Source organism: Emticicia sp. CRIBPO (assembly GCF_009905725.1).
GTDB lineage: Bacteria > Bacteroidota > Bacteroidia > Cytophagales > Spirosomataceae > Leadbetterella.
Genome location: NZ_JAAAKV010000028.1, coordinates 1 through 1,921 on the forward strand (window position 1 = coordinate 1; position 1,921 = coordinate 1,921).

The 1,921-nt window shown below is 47.5% G+C and carries 1 pseudogene; it reads right to left on the reverse strand.

The window, feature by feature from the left end:
- Positions 1 to 1,921 (reverse strand): annotated as a pseudogene (locus GVN16_RS25920) (PKD domain-containing protein); the annotation flags it as partial.

A 1,921-nucleotide genomic window follows, 5' to 3' on the forward strand; every position in this document is an offset into this window, starting at 1 on the left:
GTTTTCGTTACGGTTACTGAGTAAGTTCCTGGTACGGTTGTAGTAAATGAAGCCACACTGCCAGGGTTGGTTACACCAGCAGGTACGGTCCATGCATAAGATACACCTGTATTCGGTGTAGCTGTCGCACTCACTGTTACAGTTGGAGCTGCACAGGTAATCTGGCCACCGCTAACTGTTACTGTCGGTACTGTTTTATCTTCTGTTACAACAGTCGAGCTGCTTGCATAACATCCGTTTTCTTTCGTTACAGTCACGCTGTAAGTGCCAGCCACTGTAGTAGTGAATGACGCTACATTACCCGGTGCTGTTACACCTGCAGGTACAGTCCAGGTATAAGTCATACCTGTGTTTGGCGTCGCTGAAGCTGATACTGTAATAGTTGGAGTCAAACAAGTGATTTTGCCACCCGTTACTGTTACGGTCGGAGGTGTTTTATCTTCTGTAACTATCGCAGTGGTACTTGCAGTACATCCTGTCGCTGTTACCGTGACGGTTACTGAATATGTGCCTGGTGTTGTAGTTGTAAATGAAGCTACACTACCCGGGTTGGTTACTCCGGCAGGTACTGTCCACACGTAAGTTACACCTGTATTTGGTGTGGCTGTAGCAGATACTGTAATCGTCGGAGTCAAACATGTGATTTTTCCACCGGTTGCTGTAATTGCTGGTAGGTTTTTATCCTGGGTTACGATTGTCGAACCGCTTACTGTACATCCTGATGATGTTTTGGTGACTGTTACGCTGTAAGTTCCGGCTACTGTAGTAGTGAACGAGGCCACATTGCCTGGATTCGTCACACCTGCTGGAACTGTCCATGCATAGCTCACACCTGTGTTTGGTGTCGCTGTTGCACTCACGGTTACTGTTGGAGCAGCACAAGTGATTTGGCCACCTGCCACAGTCACTGTCGGTACTGTTTTGTCTTCTGTTACAATCGTAGAGCTGCTTGCATAACATCCGTTCTCTTTCGTTACAGTCACACTGTAAGTGCCAGCCACTGTGGTAGTAAATGACGCTACATTACCCGGTGCTGTTACACCTGCAGGTACAGTCCAGGTATAAGTCACACCTGTGTTTGGTGTGGCTGTCGCTGATACTGTGATGCTCGGAGTCAAACATGTGATCTGGCCACCAGCTACCGTTACTGTCGGAGGTGTTTTATCTTCGGTTACTGTCGCAGTTGTACTTGCAGTACAGCCTGTTGCAGTTACGGTTACGGTTACTGAGTATGTCCCAGGTGTTGTAGTTGTAAATGAAGCTACACTACCCGGGTTGGTTACTCCGGCAGGTACTGTCCACACGTAAGTTACACCTGTATTTGGTGTTGCTGTCGCCGATACTGTAATGCTTGGAGTCAAACATGTGATTTTTCCACCGGTAGCTGTAATTGTTGGCAGGTTCTTGTCTTGTGTTACGATTGTCGAACCGCTTACTGTACATCCTGATGATGTTTTAGTTACGGTTACACTGTAAGTTCCGGCTACTGTAGTAGTGAATGAGGCCACATTGCCTGGATTCGTCACACCTGCTGGAACTGTCCATGCATAAGATACACCTGTGTTCGGTGTAGCCGTCGCTGAAACAGTTACTGTTGGAGCAGCACAAGTGATCTGGCCACCTGCTACAGTTACTGTCGGTACTGTTTTATCTTCAGTTACAATCGTAGAGCTACTTGCATAACATCCGTTTTCTTTCGTTACAGTCACGCTGTAAGTACCAGGGGTAGTCGTTGTGAACGAAGCTACATTACCTGGGGCTGTTACGCCTGCAGGTACTGTCCACACGTAAGAAACACCTGTATTTGGTGTGGCTGTCGCTGATACTGTGATGCTCGGAGTCAAACATGTGATCTGGCCACCAGCTACCGTTACGGTCGGAGGTGTTTTATCTTCTGTAACTATTGCAGTGGTACTTGCAG